Origin of the sequence: Streptococcus sp. HMSC062B01, assembly GCF_001811085.1 — a bacterium.
Lineage (GTDB): Bacteria > Bacillota > Bacilli > Lactobacillales > Streptococcaceae > Streptococcus > Streptococcus gordonii.
Window position 1 is genome coordinate 309987 of record NZ_KZ672806.1, and the last position, 459, is coordinate 310445.

Consider the following 459-nt stretch of genomic DNA (forward strand, 5'->3'; position numbering starts at 1 on the left):
CCAAAAGAGCAGCCGATGACTTGGAATCCAGTGCCCCTGTTGGCTCATCCGCCAGCAAAATCTCTGGATCAGTGATGATGGCACGCGCCACTGCAACCCGCTGCTTCTGACCACCGGAAATCTCATAAGGAAACTTCTCTTGCAGCTTGTTAATACCTAATTCAGTACAAGTGGTGACTAGCTTTTGCATCATCTCGGTGACGGGACGTCGAGAAAGCACTAAAGGCAAGAGGATATTGTCCTTAACTGACAAGGTATCCAGCAGGTTAAAATCCTGAAAGACAAAGCCTAGCTTTTCTCTGCGGAAGCTGGATGCTTGGCTGTTTTTGATAGTCGCTGTATCTGTTCCATTCAGAAAGACTTGGCCTTCTGTTGGCTTATCTAGCATGGCCAAGATATTGAGGAGTGTTGACTTACCTGAGCCGGACTCTCCCATGATGGCCACATAGTCGCCCTCAT

General features: G+C 48.4%; 1 protein-coding gene. It reads right to left on the bottom strand.

The window, feature by feature from the left end; genetic code table 11:
- Positions 1-459, bottom strand: a 459-nt coding sequence (locus HMPREF2780_RS10305) for an ABC transporter ATP-binding protein (protein ID WP_158672311.1), incomplete at both ends; no start/stop codon positions are given.